General features: G+C 59.2%; 22 protein-coding genes and 5 pseudogenes. 7 read left to right on the top strand and 20 right to left on the bottom strand.

The genetic code is table 11. From position 1 onward, the window contains the following. Positions 1-7: 7 nt before the first annotated feature. From otnI to FHX14_RS32890, 12 genes and pseudogenes are all read right to left on the bottom strand, one after another. Positions 8-787 (bottom strand): 2-oxo-tetronate isomerase, encoded by a 780-nt coding sequence (otnI, locus tag FHX14_RS02795; RefSeq protein WP_184376024.1) that lies wholly within the window; start codon positions 785-787, stop codon positions 8-10. Positions 788-797: 10 nt separating this feature from the next. Then, positions 798-2,507: an ABC transporter ATP-binding protein gene (locus FHX14_RS02790; RefSeq protein WP_184376022.1), complete on the bottom strand. Its 1,710-nt coding sequence runs from the start codon at positions 2,505-2,507 to the stop codon at positions 798-800. A 10-nt stretch (positions 2,508-2,517) separates the two neighbouring features. Next, positions 2,518-3,705, bottom strand: coding sequence for an ABC transporter permease (locus FHX14_RS02785; RefSeq protein ID WP_184376020.1), 1,188 nt, complete (start codon positions 3,703-3,705; stop codon positions 2,518-2,520). Positions 3,706-3,715: 10 nt separating this feature from the next. Beyond that, on the bottom strand, positions 3,716-4,702 hold the full coding sequence (locus FHX14_RS02780) for an ABC transporter permease (RefSeq protein ID WP_184376018.1): 987 nt from the start codon (positions 4,700-4,702) through the stop codon (positions 3,716-3,718). Positions 4,703-4,809: 107 nt separating this feature from the next. Next, positions 4,810-6,918, bottom strand: coding sequence for an alpha-amylase family protein (locus tag FHX14_RS02775; protein ID WP_184376016.1), 2,109 nt, complete (start codon positions 6,916-6,918; stop codon positions 4,810-4,812). A gap of 83 nt (positions 6,919-7,001) precedes the next feature. Then, a pseudogene (locus FHX14_RS02770) lies at positions 7,002-8,565 on the bottom strand (ABC transporter substrate-binding protein); the annotation flags it as partial. Positions 8,566-9,009: 444 nt separating this feature from the next. Further along, positions 9,010-9,099: pseudogene (locus FHX14_RS32895) on the bottom strand (thermonuclease family protein); the annotation flags it as partial. Between the two features lie 370 nt (positions 9,100-9,469). Beyond that, positions 9,470-9,826 (bottom strand): VOC family protein, encoded by a 357-nt coding sequence (locus FHX14_RS02765; protein WP_184376014.1) that lies wholly within the window; start codon positions 9,824-9,826, stop codon positions 9,470-9,472. A gap of 113 nt (positions 9,827-9,939) precedes the next feature. Next, positions 9,940-10,818, bottom strand: coding sequence for an NmrA family NAD(P)-binding protein (locus FHX14_RS02760; RefSeq protein ID WP_184376012.1), 879 nt, complete (start codon positions 10,816-10,818; stop codon positions 9,940-9,942). Further along, complete coding sequence (locus FHX14_RS02755) at positions 10,815-11,147, bottom strand: YciI family protein (RefSeq protein ID WP_184376010.1); 333 nt, start codon at positions 11,145-11,147, stop codon at positions 10,815-10,817. Before FHX14_RS02755 ends, FHX14_RS02760 begins: the two co-directional genes overlap by 4 nt. Continuing rightward, the gene (locus FHX14_RS02750) at positions 11,101-11,610 is read right to left on the bottom strand and encodes a VOC family protein (protein WP_184376008.1); all 510 of its coding nucleotides are present in this window, start codon (positions 11,608-11,610) and stop codon (positions 11,101-11,103) included. Before FHX14_RS02750 ends, FHX14_RS02755 begins: the two co-directional genes overlap by 47 nt. Before the next feature lie 447 nt (positions 11,611-12,057). Continuing rightward, a pseudogene (locus FHX14_RS32890) lies at positions 12,058-12,286 on the bottom strand (hypothetical protein); the annotation flags it as partial. A 476-nt stretch (positions 12,287-12,762) separates the two neighbouring features. On the opposite strand from FHX14_RS32890, the gene FHX14_RS02745 reads away from it, so the two are divergent. After that, positions 12,763-14,724 carry an elongation factor G gene (locus tag FHX14_RS02745; protein ID WP_184376006.1) on the top strand — a complete coding sequence of 654 codons (1,962 nt, stop codon included), beginning with the start codon at positions 12,763-12,765 and terminating at the stop codon, positions 14,722-14,724. A 536-nt stretch (positions 14,725-15,260) separates the two neighbouring features. Here the strand turns inward: FHX14_RS02745 and FHX14_RS02740 are convergent. After that, positions 15,261-16,178 (bottom strand): LysR family transcriptional regulator, encoded by a 918-nt coding sequence (locus FHX14_RS02740; protein ID WP_184376004.1) that lies wholly within the window; start codon positions 16,176-16,178, stop codon positions 15,261-15,263. A gap of 98 nt (positions 16,179-16,276) precedes the next feature. Here FHX14_RS02740 and FHX14_RS02735 point away from each other — a divergent pair, with 98 nt between their 5' ends. Both FHX14_RS02735 and FHX14_RS02730 read left to right on the top strand, forming a co-directional pair. Next, on the top strand, positions 16,277-17,068 hold the full coding sequence (locus tag FHX14_RS02735; protein WP_184376002.1) for an SDR family oxidoreductase: 792 nt from the start codon (positions 16,277-16,279) through the stop codon (positions 17,066-17,068). Positions 17,069-17,081: 13 nt separating this feature from the next. Beyond that, positions 17,082-17,384, top strand: a complete 303-nt coding sequence (locus FHX14_RS02730; protein ID WP_184376000.1) for a putative quinol monooxygenase — start codon at positions 17,082-17,084, stop codon at positions 17,382-17,384. Between the two features lie 233 nt (positions 17,385-17,617). On the opposite strand, the gene FHX14_RS02725 is transcribed toward FHX14_RS02730, so the two are convergent. Next, positions 17,618-18,382, bottom strand: coding sequence for an AAA family ATPase (locus tag FHX14_RS02725; RefSeq protein WP_184376254.1), 765 nt, complete (start codon positions 18,380-18,382; stop codon positions 17,618-17,620). 162 nt (positions 18,383-18,544) lie between these two features. Here FHX14_RS02725 and FHX14_RS02720 point away from each other — a divergent pair, with 162 nt between their 5' ends. From FHX14_RS02720 to FHX14_RS33430, 3 genes and pseudogenes are all read left to right on the top strand, one after another. Then, complete coding sequence (locus tag FHX14_RS02720) at positions 18,545-18,739, top strand: hypothetical protein (protein WP_246713340.1); 195 nt, start codon at positions 18,545-18,547, stop codon at positions 18,737-18,739. Positions 18,740-18,741: 2 nt separating this feature from the next. Further along, positions 18,742-19,317 carry an alpha-ketoglutarate-dependent dioxygenase AlkB gene (locus FHX14_RS02715; protein WP_184375999.1) on the top strand — a complete coding sequence of 192 codons (576 nt, stop codon included), beginning with the start codon at positions 18,742-18,744 and terminating at the stop codon, positions 19,315-19,317. Positions 19,318-19,697: 380 nt separating this feature from the next. Then, positions 19,698-19,805 (top strand): annotated as a pseudogene (locus FHX14_RS33430) (DUF1515 domain-containing protein); the annotation flags it as partial. A gap of 518 nt (positions 19,806-20,323) precedes the next feature. Here the strand turns inward: FHX14_RS33430 and FHX14_RS02710 are convergent. The 5 genes and pseudogenes from FHX14_RS02710 to FHX14_RS02695 all read right to left on the bottom strand — a co-directional run bounded on the left by FHX14_RS02710 (position 20,324) and on the right by FHX14_RS02695 (position 22,485). Continuing rightward, positions 20,324-20,697: pseudogene (locus tag FHX14_RS02710) on the bottom strand (thermonuclease family protein). Continuing rightward, a complete protein-coding gene (locus FHX14_RS32885; RefSeq protein WP_246713348.1) occupies positions 20,694-20,876 on the bottom strand; it encodes a hypothetical protein in 183 nt (60 codons plus the stop codon). Before FHX14_RS32885 ends, FHX14_RS02710 begins: the two are co-directional and overlap by 4 nt. A 38-nt stretch (positions 20,877-20,914) precedes the next feature. Continuing rightward, positions 20,915-21,229: a hypothetical protein gene (locus FHX14_RS02705; protein WP_003595379.1), complete on the bottom strand. Its 315-nt coding sequence runs from the start codon at positions 21,227-21,229 to the stop codon at positions 20,915-20,917. Position 21,230: 1 nt separating this feature from the next. Then, entirely contained in the window at positions 21,231-21,431 is a 201-nt protein-coding gene (locus FHX14_RS02700) for a hypothetical protein (protein ID WP_003595381.1), read from the bottom strand. Positions 21,432-21,855: 424 nt separating this feature from the next. Then, positions 21,856-22,485, bottom strand: a complete 630-nt coding sequence (locus tag FHX14_RS02695) for an alpha/beta hydrolase (protein WP_246713339.1) — start codon at positions 22,483-22,485, stop codon at positions 21,856-21,858. 736 nt (positions 22,486-23,221) lie between these two features. On the opposite strand from FHX14_RS02695, the gene FHX14_RS02690 reads away from it, so the two are divergent. Continuing rightward, on the top strand, positions 23,222-23,677 hold the full coding sequence (locus FHX14_RS02690) for a hypothetical protein (RefSeq protein WP_054184669.1): 456 nt from the start codon (positions 23,222-23,224) through the stop codon (positions 23,675-23,677). Between the two features lie 70 nt (positions 23,678-23,747). On the opposite strand, the gene FHX14_RS02685 is transcribed toward FHX14_RS02690, so the two are convergent. Beyond that, positions 23,748-24,074 (bottom strand): hypothetical protein, encoded by a 327-nt coding sequence (locus tag FHX14_RS02685; RefSeq protein ID WP_184375997.1) that lies wholly within the window; start codon positions 24,072-24,074, stop codon positions 23,748-23,750. Positions 24,075-24,136: the final 62 nt, after the last annotated feature.

Genomic DNA, 24,136 nt, shown 5'->3' with positions numbered 1-24,136 from the left:
GTGTCGCTCACTTCCGATAGGGTTTCATCCAGCCGAGGCCTTCGTTGGTGCCAGCCTTCGGCTTGTATTCGCAGCCGACCCAGCCGTCGTAGCCGAGGCGGTCGAGTTCGGAGAGGACGAAGCCGTAATTGATCTCACCCGTGCCAGGTTCGTTGCGGCCGGGATTGTCAGCAATCTGCACATGGGCAATCCTGTCCTTTAGCCGGATAAAGGTCGGGATCAGGTCGCCCTGCATGATCTGCATGTGGTAGAAATCATACTGGATGTAGAAATTGTCGGATGCCACCTTTTCGAGGATGCGCTCAGCATGATTGGTCGTCGACAAAAAGAAGCCCGGCATGTCGCGCAGGTTGATCGGCTCGATCAAGAGCTTCACGCCGGCATCGGCGGTGCGCTGAACGGCATATTTCAGGTTTTCGACGAGAACCTTTTCCAGCGTTTCGAGATCGGCACCTTTCGGCACGAGGCCGGAGATGACGTTGACCTGCGGGCAGGCGAGCGCCTTGGCGTAATCGAGGGCCAGCGAGATGCCGGCGCGGAACTCCTCGATACGATCCGGCAGGCACGCAATGCCACGTTCGCCGCCGGCCCAGTCTCCAGAGGGCACGTTGAAGAGCGCCTGCTTCAAGCCGTTTGCCTTCAGCGCATCGGCGACCTTTTCTTTTGGCTCGGTATAGGGGCCGAGATATTCGAGCGCGCCGAAGCCGTCCTTTGCCGCGGCGGCGAAACGATCCAGGAAGGCTATGTCCTGGTAGAGGAGGGAAAGGTTGGCGGAAAATTTCGGCACTGGAACGTCCTCAGGCATTGGCGGGAGCGATGAAGCGATGCCGGTGAAGCATGCGTTTGTCGCGTGGGTCGGGATTGGGAACGGCTGAAACGAGGCTCTTCGTATAGGCTTCCTGCGGTGCAGTGCAGATCTGCTCGGCCTCGCCGAGTTCGACGATCTTGCCGCGATGCATCACGGCTACGCGATCGCAGAAGTAGCGTACCACCGAAATGTCGTGAGAAATGAAGATGAAGCTGAGGTTCAGCCGCTGGCGGATATCGAGCAGCAGGTCGAGGATCTGGCTGCGGATCGAAACGTCAAGCGCCGAAGTCGCTTCATCGGCGATGATGATGCGCGGGTCGAGTGCAAGGGCGCGAGCAATGCCGATGCGCTGGCGCTGGCCGCCCGAGAATGCGTGCGGATAGCGCTCCATGCCCATCGGATCAAGGCCGACGAGGCGCATCAGCTCGGCGACGCGGTCCTCCAGCGCCTTGCCCTTGGCGAGGCCGTTGACGAGCAGTGGATCGCCGATCACTTCCTTGACGGTCATGCGCGGGTTGAGGGATGCGAAGGGGTCCTGGAAGACGAGACGGACTTCGCGGTGGAAGTTGCGCAGCTCCTTCTTGCCGAGCTTGGTTATATCGGTCTCGCCGCCATCCTTCCCGCGGTAGAGGATCGTGCCGGTCGTCGGCTCGACGGTGCGCAGGATCAGGCGGCCGAGTGTCGTCTTGCCGGAACCGCTCTCTCCGACAATGCCGAGGTTCTCGCCGGGATAGAGGTCGAAATTGGCGTCATCGACGGCGCGTAGCGTGTTGGCATTGCCATGCCAGCCGAAGGTCTTGCTGAGATTGCGCACAGACAGGATCGGTTGCGGTGCCTGCGAAGACAAGGCGATTGCCGGGAGTCTGCCTTCGACATGATGTGTCAGCTTGACGGTCGAGGCCAGCAGCGGGCGTGTGTAGGGATGGGTCGCGGCATGATAGATGGCATCGACCGGACCGCGCTCGACGATATGGCCGAAGCGCATGACGGCGACATCATCTGCCACTTCGGCGACCACGCCCATATCATGGGTGATGAGCAGCATCGCCATGCCGCGATTGACTTGCAGGCGCTTGATGAGGTCGAGGATTTCGGCCTGTGTCGTTACGTCGAGTGCGGTGGTCGGCTCGTCGGCGATCAGGATATCGGGATTGCCGGCAAGAGCCATGGCGATCATGGCGCGCTGGCGCATGCCGCCCGAGAATTCGAAGGTGTAGCGGTCGGCCATCTTGTCGGGGTTCGGGATTTCGACCTGGCGCAGCAGCTCGACCATGCGGGCACGTGCCGCCCTCCCGTCGAGATTGCTGTGCAGGCGGATCGCCTCGACGATCTGCGAGCCGATCGTATGGACCGGCGAGAGCGAACTCATCGGCTCCTGGAAGATGAGGCCGATGCGCCGGCCGCGGATCTCCCTCATGGCGCGGCTGCTGGGTCCGAGGGTGGCGATGTCGGTGATCTCGCTGCCGTTGCGCAGGAGGATGCGGCCACCGACGATGGTGCCGGGTCTGTCGACGATCTGCAGCAACGAGCGGGCGGTCACACTCTTGCCCGAGCCGCTTTCGCCGACGAGGCAGAGCGTCTGCCCACGCTTCAGCTCGAAGCTGACATTCTCGACGGCATGCAGGATATGCGTGCGCAGCCGGAAATCGACGGAGAGATTTTCAACCGAGAGGACGACATCTTCTGGAAGATCGGTCATGGCTTGCTCCTCAATTGTCATAGGGATCGGCTGCGTCGCGCAGGCCGTCGCCGAAGAAGTTGAAGGACAGGACGGCAACGACTACCGCCAGAGACGGCCAGATCAGCAGCCAGGGCGCGGTTGCGACCGTGCGGATATTCTGGGCGTCCTGCAGCAGCACGCCCCAGCTGACAACAGGCGGCTTTAGGCCGATTCCGAGGAAGGAGAGCGAGGTTTCCGCCACGATCATCGTCGGCACGGCGAGCGTGACGACAGCCAGGATATGGCTCGTCAGCGACGGCAGGATATGGCGGAAGATCAGCCGCGCCTCGCTTGAGCCGTCAAGCTTTGCGGCAGTAACGAAATCCTCGCCCCGCAGCGCCAGAAAGCGGCCGCGCACTTCGCGGGCAAGACTAGTCCAGCCAAGCAGCGAGACGATGATGGTGATGACGAAATAGACGTCGACCGGCGACCATGTGAGCGGGATTGCCGCGGCAAGGCCGAGCCACAGCGGGATGGTCGGCATGGCGCTGACGACTTCGATGACGCGCTGGATCAGCGTATCCACCCAGCCGCCGTAGAAGCCGGAGATAGAGCCAAGCACGACGCCGAGGACGAGCGACATGGCGACGCCGACGAGGCCGATCGACATCGAAATGCGGGTGCCGTAGATCAGCCGCGTGAGAACGTCGCGGCCGAGGCGATCGGCGCCGAGCAGGTACATGGGATCATTAGGGTTGATCGGGCCAATGAAATGCCGGTTCATTGGGACCAGACCCCAGAGATCATAGGCCGCGCCTTTGACGAAGAAGCCGATCGGCACGACCTTCGTATCATCGACGACGAAGGTGCGCCTCAACGCAACCTTTTCGATCTCCACCTTGTAACCTTTGACATGGAAACTGAATTCCGAGCTGCCATCCGGTTTGTTGACAAAGAAGCTGAGGCCTTGCGGCGGCGCGTAGGTATATTGCGGCTTGGAGGTCGCGGGCAGGGAAGGCGCCAGGAATTCGGCAAAGAGACCGATGAGATAGAGCAGGAGGATGACCACGCCGGCGACCATCGCCACCTTCTGGCGGATCAGCTTGCCGGCGACCAGCCGCCAGGGACCGATGACTGCGGTCGATACGGTTTTGCCCTGTTTCAGCGGGCTGATCGAGGGACCTTCGGCAACGATGTTGAGGGGATCGCTATGGGACGCGAATGTTTCGTGGGTCATCGGCGCCTCCTCAATTGAACCGGATGCGCGGATCAAGCAGCCCAAGCAGCAGGTCCGACAGGAGCATGCCGACGAGGGTCAACGCCGAGAGCAGCAGGATGAAGCTGCCGGCGAGGTACATGTCCTGCGACACTAGGGCGCGAAAAAGCAGGGGACCTGCGGTCGGCAAATTCAGGACGATGGCGGTAATTGTCACGCCGGAGACGAGATGGGGTAGTACCCAGCCGATCGCCGAGACGAAGGGGTTCAGCGCTATTCGCACTGGATATTTCAGGATCACCTTATATTCCGGCAGGCCCTTGGCGCGAGCGGTGATGACATAGGGCTTGTGCAGCTCGTCCGTGAGGTTGGCGCGCAGGATGCGGATCATGGCGGCGGTGCCCGACGCGCCGATGATGATAATGGGGATCCAGAGATGGGCGAGAAAATCGCCTAGCTTGGCGAGGCTCCAGGGTGCTTCGGCAAATTCCGGGGAGTTGAGGCCGCCTACGCTCTGGCCGAGGTAGCGGTAGGCGACATACATCAAGGTCAGCGCCAGGATGAAGTTCGGTACCGCAAGGCCGATGAAACCGAAAAAGGTGAAGACGTGGTCGCTGATCGAGTGGCGGCGCACGGCCGAATAGATGCCGATCGGCAGGGCGACGATCCAGACGAAGAGCAGGCTCAGAAACGAGATGACCAGCGTCGAACCCATGCGCGCCCAGATGAGGCCGGAGACGGGCTGGTTCCACTCGAAGGACCAGCCGAAATCACCGCGACTGACAATGCCCCAGATCCATTTGAGATACTGGATATAGAAGGGGTCGTCGAAGCCGTAGATCTCTTTCAGTCGCTCGATCTGCGCAGGATCGACGGCCTGGCCGCTGTCGCTCATCGTCGCGATCATTGACGTCAGGTAATCACCCGGCGGCAGCTGGATGATCAGGAACGAGATCAGCGACATGCCGAACAAGGTCGGGATCATGTAGAGCACGCGCTTGAAGATATAGCCATGCATCGGAATGTTTCTCCTCCCGTTGAGAGCGCCCGGTCAGGCGCTTCCTTCGGATCTCCATCCGCTTTCGGCCCCTTCAGGCCGAAAACGCTCCTCCTTGTCTCGACACCTCATTTCCAGGTGAGGTGCAGCACCTCCAGCCGCTCGATATCAGGCACTTCCACCTGTGCACGGCCATCCTTGACGCTGAAGTTTGCGGCGCGGTCGGTAACGGTGAGCCATGCCTTGGCTAGCGACTTTCCCCGAGGAATTTCCACTGAAACCGTCTGTGCCGCCAGGGGATAATTTTGGCGGATCGGACCCTTCATCATCATCGGGTTGGTGAGGTTGAAGAGACTGACCGCGATACCTTCGGTACTGTCGCGCAATGCCATATCGATGACGCCGGGACCCTCGACCGTGACGCGCGGGGTCTTGCCGAGGGCCCAGCTGACGGCATTGCTGATTAGCTTGCCATGGTCGACCGCGAAGACTTCCCAGAAGATCTCCCCGATATTCCAGGGGATATAGACCGTACGACCGCCCTTTCCGGTTTCGCGGGCGATGACGGCAGCACCTTCCGGCGCTTTGCGAGGATAGACCTCTTCCATCGGCAGGTCCGGGAAATCGGGCACGTAGAGGAAGGGCGTTGTCGCATTGCCGGTCGGGTCGGCATGAATGAGGCGCGTGCCCCCCATGATGCGCTCGGCACCCTCATAGCCCTGATTAACAGGATGATCGCCTGACAGTGCCACATAGGTGTTCTTGATGATTCCGCGCGGGCCGGAAACGAGCTTTGCACCCAGCACATCCGAAAGGCCGAATTCGTTGCGCTTCTTGCCGAATTCATCGCGGAGTGAGGTTTCGTAGGAAGCAACGACGCTGCCGCCACGTTCGACATAGGCGCGGATTGCCTCGTTCTGCGCATCGGAAAGGCAGGAAGCATTGGCGAGGATAATCACTTTGAAACGGTCAAGATTTTCATTGGTCAGAACCTGATCCGAGAGAAGCTCGAAGGGCAGGCGGGCTTCGACGAGCGCGTGATAGAAGCCGAGATCGTGCTTCTCGGCATTGTGCCGCTCTTCCGGCGCCCAGTGGCGAAGGGTGGTCGAAGGATCAACGACGGCGATTTCGGCAGTCGGCTGCATGCTTTCTAGGACCGGCTCGACGGCTGCCTGTAGTGCAAAGGCGTCGGCGACCGGTTCTACCCAGCGATTGTCCGGCACGACGCCGTTGAACTTGGTGAACCAGGCATAGAGGCCATGGGCCGTGCCGTCATTAATCCAGAGCTGCATTTCCTCTCCCGAGGTGACGGCATCCTTCCAGCGGTATTCCTCCTCCGGGCCGATCGACGTGATGAGCACGACGGGGCGATCGGGGAAGGTGGCGCGGATGCGCTTGCCGTTGCGGCCGGCCGACCAGCCTAGTTCGAGGCCTTTGCGGCCTTGATGGTCGACAACGAGGAAGGGGCAATGTTTAGCGATCACCGAGAGGTCGAATTCCATCAGCGAGGCGCCGCCCATGTTCGGGATGAAGCTCGCATGCGGGCGGATTGCTTTGACCGCATCGTCCCACTGGGCAATCATGTCGGTCAGTACGCGGCGGCGCCACTGCACCCAGGCCTGCCAGGCCGGGTCTTCGACATCCGGCTTTTTCGGCAGGTCGTGGCCGAACTTATCCTTGAAGCGGCGCGCGCTGTCTTCGCTGTAATCGACCCCATGGCCCTGCCAGCGATTTGCGAAGACGGCGTCTATATCGTATTTGCGAACGATCTCCTTGACGACCTCAGGCATGAAGGCGGTATTGTAATCGCCATAGGCATTGGTCACCCAGACATCAGGGTAAGCCCAGTGGCGGCGCGGCGTGCCGTCGGCATTAATCATCACCCATTCGGGATGTGCCTTGGCGGCATCGTCGTGGATTGCGTGTGGGTCGACTCGGGCCATGACGTGCATGTCGAGCTTTCGGGCGGCATCGACGAGCGCGCCGAAGATGTCCTTATCGCCCAGATATTTGCTCACATAGTGATAGGGGACCTCACTCGGATAATAGGCGATGTAGCCGCCGGCGCTGAGGCATACCGCGTTGGATTTCGTGCGTTTGAAAACGTCGACCCAGAAGGCCGGATCATATTTTTCCGGATCGTCCTCCACGAAGGTGAGCTGGGTCCACCTTGTTGCGGTCTTGAACCAGTTCGGGGTGCGCAGGGTGTCGCTATTCTGTCTTCTGGCGTCAAGCATCGTCTTCATCCAAGCGCTGGGGAATGTGGGACCTTGCGCCGGCTGGCAGACCGGCGCCTCGCATTCATGGCTGTCAAAGGCCATCAGACCTTGTAGAATTGCTCCGGCATGGTGGGAGCAGGCGTCGGCCATCCGAATGAGTTCGGCATCGTCTTCGTTATGTTCTTCATGTTGTTCTTGACAATGCCGTAGCCATCCGGGGGCAGTGAAATGCCAAAAACATAGAAGTTGTCAGCCGCACCCTGCAGGATCTGCTTCATGACCTCTTGCTGGGCGGCCGGATCGGAGGTCGATTTCAGCTTGTCGTAGAGCTCAAGCTGCTTCTTGGTCTCTTCCGGCGGCTCTTCCGCATTTGCGTTGTTGCGGTCGAGATACCAAAGCTGCCATGCCGGTGCATACATAGCGTTCGAATCCGTCGGCACGTAATAGCGCGGGTCGAGCATGGCGGCAACGCCGCCATTGGCGCCAAACTGATGCGCCGTCGCGTCGAAATCGCGGCCCTGCCGGACGCGGGTTTCCCACAGCGACCGATCCATGGTGCGCATCTGCGCGTCAATGCCGACGGCCTGGAACATCGGGATGACGAGCTGGAACAAATCGAGGAAGACGGCGCGCGCCTGATCGATCTCGAAGATCACCGTCAGGCGGCGGCCCTTCTCATCCAGACGGAAGTTCTGGTCGTCACGCTTTGGAATGAGCGTGTCGAGCATGGCATTCGCCTTGTCGACATCGTAGCTCGTGAACTGCGTGGCGAGCTGCTCGTTGTAGAGCGGATCGCCCTGCTTGATCGATGGCTGGGCGGGAGCGCCCTGTCCGACGAGCACGGCATCGATCAGCGACTGGCGATCGAGCGCCATGGAGAGTGCCGCACGGAAGTCCTTGTTGCGGAAGAGCTTTCGCTTGGTCTCGTCATTGTGGTTCAGGTTGAAGATGAAGTTCATCACATTGGCTTCGGTCGAAGTCAGCGTGTAAAAATCATACTTGCCCTGCTCGCGTGCGTCATAGAGCACCGACTTGTTGTTTGGTGTTGCGATGTACTGGTCCATCAGGTCGATCTCCCTGCATGGCCTTCAAGAGCAGCACTTGAGGATCTGCAACCATCTGGTAGACGATACGGTCCATATAAGGGAGCTGGTTCCCCTCCGTATCAACCTTCCAGTAGAAGGGATTGCGCTCGGCAATGGCGCGTTCGGTATTCTCGCCTGGGGCGACAGTGAACATCCAGGCATGCAGACAGGGCTTTTTCGAGGAGTTCAGGAAGAAAGCGTTGTCGTCCTGAAAGCCGGAGGCGGACTGGAAGGCGGCGATCCAGCTCTCGAAGCCGCGCTGCTTGGCAAGCTCGTCAGCCTTCGGATTATAGTCGATATGGAACTGCTCGAGATAATGCTTGGGACAGCGGGTCGTGTGATCGCTATTAGCCCAGGCGACCTGAAGAGCGAACATACCGTTAGGCTTCGGGAAGATAACTTTAAACGTCTGCTCGTCGACGATTTTGAGCTCTGCCGGCTTGCCTGATGTCTTCCAATGCCCCTGGCCGTTAACGGCAACGCGCTTGTCCGTGAGGATGGTGTCGTACCAGAATTTCACGTCGGCTGTGGTGTAAGGCTGTCCGTCCGACCACTTCATGCCCTTGCGCAGGCGGATGGTATTCCGCAACAGCTGGTGGCAATATTTATTCTGGCGTTCCGCATAGGTCACGCGGTTCGGCTTCGAATCCGTCATGTCTCACGCCGGGAGCCCGCGCAGAAGAGGTTGGAGAAGGAGATGACCCCTCTCTGCGCGGCCCCGACCCCGTGGAGGGGGTAGATCGCGAATAGCGCAGGGCAACGCTAGTTAACGATCCGAGGAGTTAACTATCAATGCGAGGCGGTAGTTCCTGTACAGTTGCGCACCAGCCGTTTCACCGCCTTGGGGCGGTCGACTGTGAACCGCACGGACGCTGCGACAGGGGTGCTGGCGCAGCAGTACAAGGTACTGAAGCCGTGCGGCCCGTCGTCAAAACCATTAACTGACTGAAGAGGTTCCCAGATCACAGCTGTCCTCTAAGAAAAAAGCCCGCTGCTGGCGCGAAGCTGGCTAACGGGACACCTTCCCCAGCAGTCGCATATTCTGCCCATCGCATTTCACTGTGTCGCCGTCGACGGCCGTCAGCGAGGCGCAGAGGATCAGTTCGGTGATCATCTCGAATTGCTCCGGCTCTTGATCTCGTCCTAATAGGGATAATGCTCGAAGCACCATCAGCGCGTTTCAACCGTCTTCGACCGGGAAAAGCCGAAGCTTCCTCATTTCGCGCATCCGGCGACGCAGCAATAGTTCTCGGTGATGTCGTTCGCTCCCCGAATGGCGAGCCCGTCTACACCCCTGTTCGCGGCGAAGGATAGCCGTCCTCTGAAAGCTCAGCAGCCGTCTGAGATCAAGTCCAGAATGCGCTGTTGCCTCACCTGTCGTGACGGTGAGGACGCGCGAGAGGCACTCCAGCCTTTCCTCTTCGCCGAATTGGAGCGGACCGCTTCTGTCGGGCGGTTGCGACATGGCTCGCCCTTCGCCGGCTCTATGTACTGAAGGGCCTTGAGGGAGGCTCTGCAAGAGTGATGCGATTTCCGTCAGGGTCTGTTAACTGGGCGATCCTTCCGTAGTCACCCTCCAATTCACCTGTGAGCTTCATGCCTAATTCATCGAGCGATTTGCGCGCATTTTCCAGTTTCGGCACCACAATTGTCAGTCTACCGGAGCCCGCATTCTCCTTGTCATGGAAGATTTGAATATTTGCGCCTGCGACGTTGCGCCATTGGATCAAACCATCCATCGGACGATCATCAGGTTCGCGGTCGAAAATTTGGGTATAGAATTTTTCCGCAAGATCGATGCTTGCCGTTGCAAGCGCGGCGTAGATTCCTTGGATTTGCATTTACATTGCTCCTTCCAAATCGGGCTCAAATGAGAAATGGGACAGTTCCGTTCCAAATGGTTTGTGATGACGGCGGCATGGCCTTCCTGGCGCAAACCTCGAATTGAGAGGTGCTATCCCGCCGACTTCTCCTTCACCAATGTTGAGATATAATCTCGCAAGTTTATCGTTCCGCGGATCGGATTTTCAGGCATGTCAAAGCCGGCCAGGGATACCTCCGTCATCCGCGCGTAGGCATGAGCCGCACGTTCTGAAAACCCCGCCTTCATGAAGCTCGCTTCCCACTCGCTCCGCTCGATCGTTCGGACGGTTACCGCATGCCCGAGTATTTCGGCGAACGCAGCCGCGACCTCGCCGAACGAGTACGCCTCCGGTCCTTCGACGTACCTTATCCCGACGTCGTCGAGCGGACTGGCCAACCGTCTTGCTGCGGCCAAACCGAGGTCGGCCGGAGCCACCATCGGTATCTTCAGCTGCGCCGGGAACATCGTCGTAATCGAGCCTTGCCGAGCCTCGTCGGGGAGCATGTCGAGGTTGGTGTAGTAATATGCGCCGCGGTTGATGGCAGCCGGAACCGCGGCGGCGCCGACGGCTCTCTCGAAATTCCACAGAACCGAGAGATCGCCGATCGCGTCGCCGGGCTGTGCGCCGTAGGTGGACTCCACCACGACTTTCTCCAGGCCCGCGCCGCCGACCGCCTCGGCAATGCTGGTTGCCGTCCGGGTTTCCCCGGCGTTTGTGTCAGTAGTAACGGGCGCTGGAGGATTCAGGAGAAATGCTCGGCGGCCGCGACGCAGCGTGGCGCGCAGAGCTTGCGTGTCGCCAAGATCGACAATGGCGATCTCGGCTCCCAGGGACTTGAGACCCGCGGCCTTCGCCTCGTCGTGTACGACCGCGACAATCTGATGCCCGTCTCGAAGAAGTGTCCGGGCGACTACCGATCCGATATGGCCGGTTGCGCCAAGAACGATGAAAGCATCCGTCCTGGTCATTGAGCCTGCTCCAGAGGCCAGACTTCGACGACACCCTGGGCGACCGCGCATGGCGCCTTCGAAACTATCTCGATAGCTTCTTCCAGGCTTTCAGCTTCAATCAATGCGAAACCGGCCAATGGCAATGCGGCCGTCAGGAACGAACCCTTAGAAATTTCCACCTTTACGCCATCGTGGTTTCGGACCTGGACCGGCGATCCGGCTATACCCGTGATCGCACCTCGATCCCGCAGTTGCTGGTCGTGAGCGTGCGCCGCATCGCGGAGTGCTGGAGCGGTGCGATCATATCCGATCTGATCGCCATATCCGATCGTGAGATATTTCGGCATTACAAATTCCTTTCTTCCGCATCTCTTCCATCGCGGTCTCGGTCTCGGTCTCGGTCTTGTCGGCGGCGATGCCCAGCGCCTTGAGCACGGCGGCCGACTTGGTGAACTGGATATCGCGGTACTCGACGATTTCGAGATGGTTTCCCCAAAGGTCGAGAAAATTGAACGGCCGGCCCTCCGGAACCGTCGCGCCAGCCGCGGTGGCAAGGTCCATGACGATCGATCTGTCGTTCACGACCAATCCAAAATGACGGTTTGTGTCGCGCTCTTGCGTTCTGCCGCGGCTCAACGCGAGGAACTGGTCCCCCATGTCCACGAAAGCCATCTGCAGGACGCCGCTATCATCGCGGTGGCTTCCGCGGAGCTGGAAATTGAAGACCTTGCCATAGAATTCGAACGCCGCGTCGACATCATCGACCTCGAGCGCGACGTGGTTCAAGCCCATGAGCTTGGGTTTGGTCATGCTCATCTCCCGATTCTTGATGCTTTGGGCTTAACGCCCCAGAACCGACAGGGTTCAGAGCGTCTTCGGAATGCGGGATTTCTGCATCTGCGGATCCCGTAGAAAACCTTCGAGCGGGGCCAGCACCTTGAGCACGAGTTGCTAAACCACACCCTGAGCAGTGTTGGCGGCATCGCGTTTGTGCCAGACGAGCCCGGCCTCCATTCGGCGCGCATGCGCTTCGGAAAGCGTCGGGATCAGATCGCTGTCCGCCTCGGCGTCGGCGGGTTGCCCCAGGGGCCGCTTGCATCGGAGAGCTTTGAAAATTTCTGCTGGAGCTTGCCGACTGAAGGCCGCTGAAGCTGAGATCGCCCGGCCGGAGGCGGTGGAGAAGGGCGCCAACGAGCGGATTGCCAACCTCACATTGATCCTGAAGGTTCTGCAGCGCACCCTAGAAGTGGGAGGCGCTCACCAGCCCCCTGTTCCGAACTTCCAGACAGGGATACCGAGCTTCTTCGCCTTGTCGGCGGGATTTCCCTGCCGGTGCCCGGGAAGTGCATCACACCGATAGGAAGGATGTCCCGCAGCTGATCGTTACGCTTGAACGGCGCGGCCTTGGCGTGTTTCGTCCAGTCTGGGGCAAATCCGACCCGCGGCACCTTGCGGCGATCGGCCAGCGGGAGGCGATCTTCTCGGCAGCTGCTGCAGATCGATGCGATATATCAAGTTAATCGTCTGTCGGATCACTGGGAGCTCTTGCACAAGATAATACCGATGCTCGGACGGACTTGTGGGGCAATTCGTCATCGAAGCGGAAGATAAAAGTTCATTACACAGGCGAATTCAGGCTTGGTGCTTGGAACGGGAGAACTCTGCCCACTCGGAGAACTCTGTGCTGCTATAAAGCGGCGGTCCCTAAAATGGTCCGTTGCCACACGCAGACGGTCGGCGAGAGCGGCTACGGCTCCGCAATCGATTCACCCAACTTTCGCGACCCTGCGTCGACGTCGATATCGCAAATCCGTCACTGCGTTCTCAGCCACTGAGTAGATCGGCCCTCAAATCTCAGTCCAGGTCAAAGCGTTGTGAAACTGAACACCTCTGGCGCCTTGCACCGGTTCAGGGCATCCTATGACGGCTGAAAATTGTGTCATGGCAGTTGGAGGAATGCCGATGCGCTGCTTTACCGTGCTTGGACCTTCGCAGACCGGAAAATCGACAGTCGTGGAAAAGCTCGGCTCCCTGGAGGGAACGCCGAGAAAATCCGGCTCCCCTTATGGATTGAACCTCACGGAGTTCAGCTTCGGGAACGAGGCGTGGTGTGCACTGGATGCGCCAGGACCCAACGAAGCGTTGGCGCACGCGCAGCATGCGCTTCTTGCCAGCGACGCCTGCATCCTGTGCGTTTCATCGGCACCCGAGGAGGCTGTGCTCGCCGCGCCCTATCTCAGGATCCTCGAAGCCTCGGGGACGCCTTGCATCCTCTTCGTCAACCGGATGGACGAACCTAGAGGGCGGTTGAGGGACGTGATCGCCGCGCTTCAAGACTACGCCAACCACACCCTTTTGCTTCGCCAGATCCCGATCCGCGAGGGGGACAAGATCATTGGCAGTTGCGATCTGATTTCGGAACGGGCGTGGCGATACCGGGAAGGCCAGCCTTCGGCGCTGATCGCCATCCCCGAAAACACTGCGGAACGCGAGCACGAAGCGCGCACCGAGCTCCTGGAACACCTGTCCGAATTTGATGACTGGCTTCTCGAGGAACTGATCGAGGACCGTGAGCCATCCAGCGACGCGCTCTATGCCATCTCATCGCGCATTCTCAGGGAAAACAGAATTATCCCGGTCCTGATCGGTGCTGCAAGTCACGGCAACGGCATGATGAGGCTGATGAAGGCGCTGCGCCACGAGGCCCCGCCGGTAGGCGTTCTTCGGCAGCGTCTCGCTCATACAGGAACTGTCGAGGAAGGCAAGCTGGCGGCCGTGAGCTTCCATGCCTATTATCGCCAGAATGTCGGCAAGACGGTGCTCGTGCGCGCACTTGGCGAGGGGCTGCGGCAAGGCGCATCACTGGGCGGCTCCAGCCTCGGCGCCGTCCAAAATCTCGCAAACGGGCGGTCCAATTCGGGGGTTCTGCCCGCGCCGGGGGATGTCTTCGCGGCGGTCAAGTCCGACCACCTGCCCGTCCCTTCGCTGTTGACCTCCGGCGCGGTGGTTGCCCCGCCTGATTGGACGGAACCACCCACGCCGATGCTTGAAAGGATCCTGGTTCCAGGCAGCGAGCGCGATGAAAACAAACTTTCCGAAACGCTGGCGAAACTTTCCGAGGCGGATCGCGGTCTGAAAATCTTGCAGGAGGAAGGCACCGGCGCTCAACTCGTCCGCGCCCAAGGGCCGGTCCATCTGCGTGATCTCTGCCGAACGCTGTCGGAAGTCTTTCACATCTCCGTGACCGACCGAACGCCCAGCCCGATCTACCGCGAAACGATCGCGAAACCATCGGAGGTGCATTACCGCCATCGCAAACAGACCGGTGGTGCGGGGCAATTCGCGGATGTGAAGCTGAGCATTCACCCCAACGAGCGCGGCCAGGGCTTCAGCTTCGGCGAAACCATCAAGGGCGGCGCCGTTCCGCGCAATTACATCCCCGCCGTCGAAGCGGGCGCGCGCGAAGCGATGGAGAAGGGACCGCTAGGCTTCGAAGTCATCGATGTCGGCGTAAAGCTGTTAGATGGTCAGCACCATACCGTCGACAGTTCGGAACACGCCTTCCGGACTGCGTCGAAAATGGGGGTGCGACAGGCGCTTTCCGAAGGATCGACCGTCTTGATGCAGCCGGTCTTTCGCACGGAGTTCCACATCCCGTCGGTCTATTCGGGCAGCCTTATCCAGATCGTCGCCGCTCTCAACGGTCAAGTTCTCGGCTTCGACCGTGATGAAACCGCTAAGGGATGGGACATCTTCCGGGCGCTCGTTCCAGGCAGCGCACTTGAAGATCTGGCGCGAGCGCTGCGTTCGGCGACGCAGGGCATTGGTTATTTCTCCAAGACCTTCGATCACTTCGAGGAGCTATACGGCAAGGAAGCGGATGCGATTGTGAGGGCAAAGGAGAAACCGGGCACAGCACACTGAAACGTGCGCGCCACTTCATGCCTGATCACAGAGCCGGGCTCACGCCCGCCCTTAAATGCCTGAGGCGTTTGCAGTTGTAGTCGCACAGGCCCGCGGTTGGCTTGCTCGGCAAATCAACCGCTTCTGATTGCCACCAGGTGAAATCCGTCGGCTGGTCCGTTGCTCTTGATGTTCGCTTGATCCCATTGCTGCGTGATCCGATTTCAAAGCAGGTGGGGTTCCTCTCCCGTGCCTTGAATTAGGTCCTCTATTTGGACTAGCCGGGGTGGCATGCAGTTCAACTTGTGAATGATTTTGCGATCTTGCTGCTGTTAAACGAATTCTCTGATTGCACGGTTCGATCAGCGACTGTGAAGCGCCCGTTCCGCCTCGAATAGTTCAGGAGCTGGGGTTCCGTTGGTTGTCTTAGGTGTGGGAACCATTTGCCTTCTCGCGTGAGAACGGCCGGGCCGCCGTTTCCGTCAATACCGCGAGCATCGTAGCCGATGAAGAAGGATGGAGCGTGTGGAAGCTCGCCTTTCGTCCGTTTCTCCGGGTCAGGACGTGCCATTCAGCAGTGGTGAATCACGCAATGTCATAACCATATGTTCGATGAAGGCACGGACGCGGTGGGGCAGGGGACCGCCGCCAACATAGATGGCATGGACCAGTTCCAGGTCGCCCGGATTGTAGCCTTCGAGCAGTGCGATCAACTGCCCCGCCGCAATCTCGTCCGCCACATGGAACAGGCCCACTCTGGCGACGCCGGCGCCAGCCAACGCCATCTGCTTCATCGTCTCGCCGTTGTTCACGACGATCGTGCCTTTCACCGGTTGCGCGATGTCCTGCTCATGGTCACGAAACGGCCAAGACGGCCTTGCGCGCCGGAAATTGAATGTCAGGCAGTCGTGATGCTCAAGATCCGCCGGCGTTTCGGGCAATCCTTTGCGCCTGAGGTATCCGGGAGCGGCACAAACCACGCGCCGGCTCTGTCCGAGCTTGCGCGCGATGAGGCCGCTATCGGGCAGGTTGCCCATGCGGATGGCGACGTCGGTCTCCGCCACAAGGTCGACAATCCCGTCGGTGAAGGAAAGATCGACGACCAGACCCGGATTGCGCGCAACGAATTCCGGAATCGCGGGAGCGACGAACATCGTGCCGAACGGTATCGTTGTATTGATCCGCAATCGCCCGCGGACCGCACCGCCTGCCGCTTCCTCATCGGCATCGTTCAGCTCCTGCAGAATCCGCAGTGCGGCATGGTGATAAGCCTCGCCCTCTTCCGTCAGTGTCAGCGCTCGGGTGGTTCGCACAAGGAGGCGCGTGCCAAGCCGTGCCTCCAGGCGTGCGATCAATTTGCTGACCGCCGATGGGGTCAGGTCGAGGTTGCGGGCGGCCGCGGAGAAGCCCCCATCCTGAACGACACGGGCAAACACCTCCATCTCGCCGGAGCGTTCCATCAGGATGCGGGGCATTGATGATCCTCATTCACAGGTGCATGTCTTTTGCAGGCAATAGTGCAGGTGAGGCTTAAATCATAAGTTTCCTCCCAGCAACAATCTGGAGAAACGACATGGATCTGCAACTTGACGGAAAGACCGCCCTCGTAACCGGCGCGACCGCCGGTATTGGTCTCGAAATCGCCCGCACGCTCGCCACAGAAGGCGCTCGCGTTGTCATCACGGGACGCGACCGCGCTAAGCTCGACGGCGCGATCGATGCCATCAAAATCTCCGGCGGATTGAACATCTCCGGCGTTCTGGCGGACGCCGCCAGCGCCGAGGGAGCCGCGATCATCGCCAGCGCGGAACCGCTGGTCGACATCCTCGTCAACAATCTCGGCATCTACGAGAGCAAGGCCTTTGGCGACATCACCGACGGCGACTGGAGCCATCTGTTCGACGTCAACGTCATGAGCGGCGTACGCCTGTCGCGGAGCTATCTTCCCGGCATGTCGGAGCGTAACTGGGGTCGTATAATCTTCATCTCGAGTGAGTCGGGCCTCGCCATTCCGCATGATATGATCCACTACGCAACGACCAAAACGGCGCAGCTTGCGGTTTCGCGCGGGCTGGCACAGATGACCCGCGGCACCAACGTCACCGTCAATTCTGTGCTCCCTGGGCCGACCCGATCGGAAGGGATCGAGGCATTCCTGCGCAGCCAGGCAAGCGACCCGTCCGCACCCATCAAGCAGATCGAGGCCGAATTCTTCGCCACTGCCCGCTCGGCATCGATCCTCCAGCGCATGGTGGAAGCAGAGGAGGTGGCAAACGTCGTCGCCTTTCTCGCCAGCCCCCGTTCATCGGCCACCAACGGCGCAGCCCTTCGTGCCGAAGGCGGCCTGGTCAACACCATCGCCTGAGAAAGGTTTTGCAATGTCAAACATACCACTGACCATCATCGCCATCACCACGGCAAAGCCCGGCAAGGAGGCGGCCCTTGGCACCGCTCAGGAAAAGCTCGTCGCCGAGACCTTGGCCGAAGACGGCTGCCTTCGCTACGAACTGCATCAGTCGCTCGATGATGGACGCGTTCGCATCTTCGTCGAAACCTGGGCGAGCGAAGACCAATGGCGCGCCCATATGCAGGGCGCTGCGATGCAGCGCTTTCAGGCGAGCGGCATTGGCGAATATTTCGCTGACTTCTCCCTGCACCGGCTGAGAAAGGTCGCTGCCTGAGAGGTGTCCGTCTTTCACTACAGCCAGACTGCGCGGTGTTTCTTTTCTCTTGCATTCGGCACCGGCACCTTAAATGTCCATGCCGGAAATGTAATGTGTCCTGTCTGAAGCTGGGAGACGGCAAGGTGCTCGAAACTGGATTTTACCCGAACGAACTGACGACCTGCTGAAGGTCGCAGACTTGCCGTCCATGATGTAGGTCAAGGCCGAGTTCACACGTGTGTTGTCTGGCGTCAGCCCTCGTCGCGCAACGCACGGCCCACAAAGTCGTCGGGATCAACGGTGAAATCCCTGTAAAGCTTGAAATGACCCGTCTGACGCAGTTCCGTTTCCACAAGTCCGGCGCGGGTAATCTCCAGCAGCCGAGCACCAGGAACGGCCATCAGTATCGGCGAATGCGTGGCCATGATGATCTGAGCATTCGCTGATCCCTGGATGGCATGAAGTATGCGAAGCAGTTCCAGTTGGCGCTTAGGAGAAAGAGCGCTCTCCGGCTCGTCCAGCAGGTAGATTCCCTGTCTGGACATGCGCTCCTCGAAGAAGCGCACGAAGCCTTCGCCATGGCTCCACGACAAAAAGCCCGGCGGTGCTGCATTGGCGTCTCGAGCCGCTTCATCGAGGAAGCGCGCTACCGAGAAGAAGGATTCTGCGCGAAAGAACCAGCCCGCGGTGACCTTGGGCAGCCATGCCGCTCGCAACGCAGTGGCGAGCGGGGCGCCGCTGCGATCAACAGCACGCGAATGATCGACCGGCATGTAGCCCTTGCCGCCACCGGCTTCATCAAAGCCGCACAAGGCTGCCACAGCCTCAATCAGGGTCGATTTCCCTGTGCCGTTCTCACCAACTATGATCGTCACCGGTGTCGCGAAATCGAGAGAAAAATCCTCATCAAGCCACGGCAGATTGAACGGGTACTGCTCGCCCAGGCTCGAATCCTCCTTCACCCACAGGCGCTTGAGGAAAGGGGCTGGCAGGTTTGTCGATTTGTTCCTTCGCATGGCATTGACACCGCGCAATCTCTTTTCATTCATGACATGAGCCGGCGGGCTCGGCCAGCTCATGTCATAAGTTCTTTCGTTTGCACTAATCTTTCAGCGGACAGCAGACACATAGTTCTGCCCATCCCTAGCGGATAGAACACACCGAAAAGAAAAGAACAGATGATGGAAGAAGTACCCCGCATGACGTTATCGAACAAACTGCTTGAAGATTGCCGTGATGTCATCAAGCCCGATTTAGAGGACCTGAGCCGCGCATTTTCAGTCGAGGAAGGTTCTGATCGCGATCGGCGAACTCCTGTCGGGGGATTTCGCCACAGTCGTGAAAGTCCCGAGCGTGCACTGAGGTGGAGTTGACCATGGGTTTCGCAGCGCAATCAGATCTATTCGGGAAAGCGGAGCCGGCCCTACCCACCGGTTTCCGTTACCAACCAAACGTGGTCCCCGAATTAGTCCAGTCGGACCTCCTGCGCGAACTACCGCAACTGCCACTGAAGCCGTTCGACTTCCACGGCTTCGAAGGCAAGCGGAGGGTGGTCTCCTACGGCTGGAAATACGACTTCGACACCCAGCAGGTGAGGCGGGTCGGAGACATCCCGCCGTTTCTCCTGCCAGTACAAGCCATTGCCGCAGCCTTTGCCGGCATCGGCCCGGATCAACTGCAGCAGGCTCTGATCACCGAATATGCGCCCGGTGCGCCAATCGGGTGGCACCGGGACAAAAAGGTCTTCGGGCGGGTGGTCGGGATTTCCCTGCTGTCGCCCTGCACTTTCAGACTTAGGCGCCGTGCCGGCGAGAAATGGGAGCGCATCTCGGTGACTGCCGAACCCGGCTCTGCCTACGTGCTCTCGGGACCTGCGCGCAGCGAGTGGGAGCACTCCATCCCGCCTGTCGATCAGCTTCGCTATTCGATCACCTTTCGGGAAATCGGCTGATTGAGAGGTGTCAGGCGGGCCCGGCGTCAGCGCGGCCGTCATTGATGCGCATCATCTGCATGGCGTTTCCGGTGGTGCGGCCTTCGTCGCCGGTGACGAGCGATCGGCAGCAGGTCGAGATGCAGCGGCCTTTCCACCCCTCTCGCTATGCTTCCCTTTCTCGGATCGGCCGGCTTTCTTGCCGCCGTCGTCTGTAGAGAGGTTGGTACTTCGTCGCCATGTCCTGGGACATGCTCCCGCCTGCCTAATAATCAACATGGGTTGATTGCGTCATGGGCTGCTACTGCTGAAATGACAAAGCCGCCTCGCATGCCTGCCAAGCCGCTGCTCGATGATGCGGAAAAGCCTCATCGCAGCCGGCCGCGCTGCCAGTGAGCAATCAGCTGAAAAGCATAAAGGATACGGTCCAGCACAATGCCGTTCAGCCAACGCTGGAGGAGTGGAAGCGCCTCAAGATCCTCGGCCGTGGCATCTCAGGGCTCATGGCTCTCTTCCCATCCAGCGAGAGTGTCGGGCCGCGCGGAGCGTCGCTTGGGAGCAGACCGAAAACTTGCCTCCGCACGACCCAACTCTGGGATAGGTGGATTGCCAGGTTCAAGGCATCTAGCGATCCACTGAACAACCCCGTTGGGCGGCCGCAGTTCCCGGTCTTTTCAAAGAAAACCTCGTTTCTTCGGGCCGATCTTCGTGACCGGAATAATAGAGGTGCTGCAGTCCTCATGGCAGAGAACACAAACCTTATTTCTTGGACAAAATCTCCGCGATGGCGAGGCATGCGCCTCTAGGGGCTTCACAACTATTTTGCACTACATTTTCTTTTGATTGCAATAAGTAATACTTATACAATTCAGATTTTAAATAATAGCGGTAAATTAAACGTGATTGTGTGGTTCGCGGCTTAAGAATCAACTAGAAGTCAAAAAAATATCTCGTATGGTTCATCTGGCCGCTCAGCGATTATTTGCTTACCCCAAGCATATGTCTCCTGTGCGCTGGGCGGCCGACATCAATCACACCAGTCATTATAGTGCCTCGGGCTCCACTCTCGCGCAAAACCTTCCGTGAGCAGCTTCTTGCCAATTTCTTCACCATTCATTCGGTAGATGTTGACCAGCGGCCGGTGTGTTTGTGTCCTGTCCACCGCGCCGCTCCATACGACCCGCAGACCCTTTTCAGCCAACAGCTCTTTCAATCGGCCTCCGGCGAGCGACGCCAGCTTCCGTTCCTTTATGCACCTTTGTGTGCGAACCAATCTCCGGCGTGTCTATGCCCGAGTGAATGGAACACCGTCCCCAGTAACCGCATGTTCTGCCCGTCGCATTTAACGGTGTCGCCGTCGACGACCGTTAACGATGCGCAGATAATCAGGCCCGCAATTATTCAACGTTATCTCCGCGTTCAGCCGCCTTGGGCTTCCGCCCACGCGCAAGTTCCTGTTCGTGTGACCAATGGCGAAAATGTCCAAAGCACCACCAGCGGGTCGCAACAGCCGGGGAGGGGGAGTTGCCCCAGCCGCCCCACTCCCCGCATCCCTCTTGCTCGCAATAATGGAGATACATATGCGGCGGCGTCGTTAGCGCCGGCCGGTCAGTATGACTCATCTTTCCTCCTGGAGCTGCCAGCCCGCTTTCGGCTTAGGCCATCCCTTCTTTGCTGCCCGGAAATTAGCTTCCATCTCAGCTTTCGCCTTCGCTGCCGTGACGCCCGCTGCCCAGACAGTGATGCGCATGCGGCCCGCTTTGAAAACGAAGCGGCGCTCGGTCGCATGCTTGCCAGCGGCATATCCTGCGCGAAAGCAGGCGCGCGCAGTCGAGGGGCTAACGCTGTCTCGGAAAGAGCCCGGTTGCGACCGCCACCAGTCGTTAAATGCCACATCGAAGGCAACGGCTTTTGGTTGAAGACGGTCAAGCATATCACCCTCGCTCGTAGCTCGGCCGCCACCCACGCGTGATGCCACGGCCCATGGCGCCCTCGGTTAAAACGAGCTGCCAGCGAAGGTGGCGGATGTCAGCCAGAAGGCTTCCTATCGCCGCCTGCGCATCGCCTTTGTGATAGGCAAGCACTTCCGCAATCTCCTCGTCAACCACGGCGTCGCCGATCGGCTGCTCGCGCATATCCGTGCTCCATATTTTCGGTTTTCAGATTGGCGGCCGCCGCGCCGATGTTCTTATTATGTTCGCGCAGTGACGGGAGTCAATAATCAATCTTGGTCAATTGCTTTTTAAAGCATTGCTGATGAACTGCCTGAATGACAAAGCCGCATCAAATTTCCGATGAAGGTTGTTGCATTTCAAAGGCTTGCTTCCATGAACACAGCGAGCTCACGCGCAACCGCTTCAGGGTCCTCCCGTTGAGGAAAGTGTCCGACGTTCTGGAGAAGAATGCGTTCGAAAGGGCCTGTGAACTTCTTGTGCAGGTCCTCGGACGTCGCAACCGGCGTGACCCCATCTTCCATGCCGTGCACGAATATTGCGGGCAGCGAAAGTGACTTCGTTGCCTTTACCAGCTTCTCCAGCCAGAGGCTCCGAGGATCCGGCTCTACTCCCACCGAACCCGATAACTATGCAGCGTGACCTCCAGCCAGTCCGGATTATCGAAGGACTTCGACACTTTGCCGAACGTTGCCTCGTCGAACCATCCCTCGGGCGCCCAGTTCTCCCACTGAAGGCGGGCGTAGCCCGCGCGGTCCTTGTCGATGGCCTCAGCGCCGCGCTTCGTCGCCATGAACCATTGATACCAGTACAACTGGGCTTGTTTGAACGGCGGAGTTTGCAACCCGCCCATGCGCGGCGTCGAGGAAAGGAGCGCAATGCGCTCGACCCGCTCGGGCCACCCGATCGCCAGGCATTCGGCGATATGAGATCCCCAGTCGTGGCCCACGACCGAAAACCGCTCGATGCCAAGTCCGTTCATCAGAGCGATGGCGTCCATGGCCAGGATGCCGCCATTTGCCGTTCTTGGTGCGTGGTCATTGCGGAACCTGCTGGGCCCGAATCCTCGCAGATATGGTATGACGAACCGAAATTTTCGGTCCTTCAATCGTTCGATGACCGCTTCCCAAGTCGATGCGTCGTCCGGCCATCCGTGAAGCAGCAGTACGGCCTTGCCGTGCTGCGTTCCGGTTTCCATGAAAGCGATCTCGAGTTCTTCTGTCCGGAGCTGCGGCATGGATAGTTTTCTCTCATCAGTTGGAGCGGCTGGTGGGGCTCGTTGACCGGCGTTCGGGAAATGCTGCTTGAAAACTTCTTCGAAAGTCGTGGGCCGGAACTTGCCTACGGATCCTGGCGATGTTTGAAGACGCGCCAGATTGCCGGTCGGGTATGTCGAGGGTATGGGCGTCCCGCCGCCGAGATGCTTGATCGAGTTTTCGCCGCTCGACCCAGGCGCTAATCCGTCTCGTAGGTAACGTAATTCGCGTCGTCGCTCCCGCATGAACCGCAATCGCTCAAGCTCCAGAGCATCGTGAAGGCGCAATGAGCGGTCGTATGAGGCTCGTATCGGGCGACGACGTCGCCGGGTGTCGCACCGGATGCCGCTAATGAGTTTTGTCAACCGGCCCCACGCCCCTTGAGCCGCGCAGAAGGGGTTGGAGAAGGAGTGGACCATTGACTCCTGCGCGGCCCGAACCCCGTGGGGGGTAGATCGCGAACAGTGCAGGGCATACGCCATCCAACGATCTAAGCGAGTAACCACCAGCCCGAGGATGCGGTTCCCGTACAGTTCCGCACCAATCGTTCCGCCACTTCGGGCTCGTCGCCTGTGTCGCTGAATGATTTGTCAACACGACTGTTCATCGGAGGTTCATTGAGGAAGGCCCCCAATATATGCCTTCCGTCATCGGCGTCACAGCTCAGGCGGAAGAGGGAGACTGAAACATCAACATCATCGACCCGAGGCCAATCACATGTCGCACAAACTGCTTCTCTCCGCTGCTGGATCGTTGCTTGCTGCATTTATCATGTCGACGCCGGCGCACGCGCTGACGATGAAGGAATGCAGCACAAAATATCAGGCGGCTAAAACTGACGGCTCCGCCACAGGCATGAAGTGGAACGACTTCCGAGCCAAATTCTGCGGGGCGGATGCGGCTGCCGCCGATAAGGAAGACGAGGCGGACGTCGCAAAAACATCGGAAAAAGAGCCTGAAAAGCCGACAACCGCGGCGCCGAAGAGCGTCAAGTTCCCGAAGGCAGTAGACAAGAAATATTCAAGCGAAACGCCGGGCAAAGGCCGCCTGCACACCTGCGTCGACGCCTATCACGCTGCCAAGGATGCCGGCACGCTCGGCGATCTGAAGTGGATCCAGAAGGGCGGCGGCTATTGGAGCCTTTGCAACACGAGCATCAAGGGTGCCGGCTGAGCACAGGCGCTTTCCGTTACCCGAGAAACCAGGCGGCTTACGCCGCCTGGTGACGAAAACCAAACCGGCGCTATTCCACCGTAAACGTTCCGCCCCCCTTGGAGTATTCCTTACCTCCAAGCGAATTGATCGTTGCACATTTTTCCTTGCCGAACTTCTCACACATCTTATTGTCTTTGATGCTCCAAGTCCCCTTGTAGGTGGCCTTGTCGCCGTCGACAGTGGCTTCAATCGTTCCGTCTGGTTTATAAGTTGTGACGCCCGATTGGGTCTTTGACTTCCAGTGTATTGGGTGGCCCACCAACTCTCTTTTCAACTGCTCTGCTGTCATGGTTGCTGCATATGCACCAGACACGAAGGCTAGCATAATAAGGCCAGAAACCGTGATCGCTTTCATCGTTTCCTCCCTTCTCATTAAGCGATGATTGTAACCGCGTTACGGCGCGGCGAATATCTATC

This window comes from Rhizobium sp. BK619 (assembly GCF_014195245.1).
Taxonomy (GTDB): Bacteria; Pseudomonadota; Alphaproteobacteria; order Rhizobiales; family Rhizobiaceae; genus Rhizobium; species Rhizobium acidisoli.
The sequence above is the reverse complement of the archived record's forward strand: the minus strand, read 5'-3'. Positions and strand labels throughout refer to the sequence as shown.

Bases quoted from the DNA above. Each gene is read 5' to 3' on its own strand.
- FHX14_RS02695 (WP_246713339.1), bottom strand. From the start codon at position 22,485: ATGCCGCAGCTCCGGACAGAAGAACTCGAGATCGCTTTCATGGAAACC.
- FHX14_RS02720 (WP_246713340.1), top strand. From the start codon at position 18,545: ATGATGGAAGAAGTACCCCGCATGACGTTATCGAACAAACTGCTTGAA.
- FHX14_RS02760 (WP_184376012.1), bottom strand. From the start codon at position 10,818: ATGACCAGGACGGATGCTTTCATCGTTCTTGGCGCAACCGGCCATATC.
- FHX14_RS02725 (WP_184376254.1), bottom strand. From the start codon at position 18,382: ATGCGAAGGAACAAATCGACAAACCTGCCAGCCCCTTTCCTCAAGCGC.
- FHX14_RS02700 (WP_003595381.1), bottom strand. From the start codon at position 21,431: ATGCGCGAGCAGCCGATCGGCGACGCCGTGGTTGACGAGGAGATTGCG.
- FHX14_RS02730 (WP_184376000.1), top strand. From the start codon at position 17,082: ATGTCAAACATACCACTGACCATCATCGCCATCACCACGGCAAAGCCC.
- FHX14_RS02790 (WP_184376022.1), bottom strand. From the start codon at position 2,507: ATGACCGATCTTCCAGAAGATGTCGTCCTCTCGGTTGAAAATCTCTCC.
- FHX14_RS02705 (WP_003595379.1), bottom strand. From the start codon at position 21,229: ATGCTTGACCGTCTTCAACCAAAAGCCGTTGCCTTCGATGTGGCATTT.
- FHX14_RS02715 (WP_184375999.1), top strand. From the start codon at position 18,742: ATGGGTTTCGCAGCGCAATCAGATCTATTCGGGAAAGCGGAGCCGGCC.
- FHX14_RS02780 (WP_184376018.1), bottom strand. From the start codon at position 4,702: ATGCATGGCTATATCTTCAAGCGCGTGCTCTACATGATCCCGACCTTG.
- FHX14_RS32885 (WP_246713348.1), bottom strand. From the start codon at position 20,876: ATGTATCTCCATTATTGCGAGCAAGAGGGATGCGGGGAGTGGGGCGGC.
- FHX14_RS02735 (WP_184376002.1), top strand. From the start codon at position 16,277: ATGGATCTGCAACTTGACGGAAAGACCGCCCTCGTAACCGGCGCGACC.
- FHX14_RS02685 (WP_184375997.1), bottom strand. From the start codon at position 24,074: ATGAAAGCGATCACGGTTTCTGGCCTTATTATGCTAGCCTTCGTGTCT.
- FHX14_RS02690 (WP_054184669.1), top strand. From the start codon at position 23,222: ATGTCGCACAAACTGCTTCTCTCCGCTGCTGGATCGTTGCTTGCTGCA.
- FHX14_RS02765 (WP_184376014.1), bottom strand. From the start codon at position 9,826: ATGCAAATCCAAGGAATCTACGCCGCGCTTGCAACGGCAAGCATCGAT.
- FHX14_RS02750 (WP_184376008.1), bottom strand. From the start codon at position 11,610: ATGACCAAACCCAAGCTCATGGGCTTGAACCACGTCGCGCTCGAGGTC.
- FHX14_RS02775 (WP_184376016.1), bottom strand. From the start codon at position 6,918: ATGCTTGACGCCAGAAGACAGAATAGCGACACCCTGCGCACCCCGAAC.
- FHX14_RS02755 (WP_184376010.1), bottom strand. From the start codon at position 11,147: ATGCCGAAATATCTCACGATCGGATATGGCGATCAGATCGGATATGAT.
- FHX14_RS02785 (WP_184376020.1), bottom strand. From the start codon at position 3,705: ATGACCCACGAAACATTCGCGTCCCATAGCGATCCCCTCAACATCGTT.
- FHX14_RS02740 (WP_184376004.1), bottom strand. From the start codon at position 16,178: ATGCCCCGCATCCTGATGGAACGCTCCGGCGAGATGGAGGTGTTTGCC.
- FHX14_RS02745 (WP_184376006.1), top strand. From the start codon at position 12,763: ATGCGCTGCTTTACCGTGCTTGGACCTTCGCAGACCGGAAAATCGACA.